At 34.1% G+C, this 311-nt stretch carries 1 protein-coding gene; it reads right to left on the bottom strand.

Annotated elements, in window-relative coordinates; genetic code table 11:
- The coding region (locus ACJ2A9_RS23895) for a helix-turn-helix domain-containing protein (RefSeq protein WP_441424125.1) at window positions 1–311 on the bottom strand (311 nt) is incomplete at both ends.

Genomic DNA, 311 nt, shown 5'->3' with positions numbered 1-311 from the left:
TAACCTTTACTTTTTTCTCAATTTGATAAATTTCACGAATTTCCCTTACATATAAGCGAACCGTGCTTTCTCCGACACTAAAATCTGGATATCTCTCTAACAGCCAGTCCCTAATTTGTGCTGCACTTAAGTGAGGGTATTCCTCTAACCAAGCAACAATCCAATCACGGTATAGATCTAACTTCTTGGATTTTTTTATAGAACTACTAAGATATTCTTTTATTTCTTCAAATGACATCTCTAAATATTTATAGACCGTAGGTCGGGATATCTTGAGTTCCTCTGCAATTTGAGCGATTTTAAATTTTTGT

It is taken from the genome of Anaerobacillus sp. MEB173 (assembly GCF_052119505.1).
In the GTDB taxonomy this organism is placed as follows: domain Bacteria; phylum Bacillota; class Bacilli; order Bacillales; family JBJMAU01; genus JBJMAU01.
The sequence above is the reverse complement of the archived record's forward strand: the minus strand, read 5'-3'. Positions and strand labels throughout refer to the sequence as shown.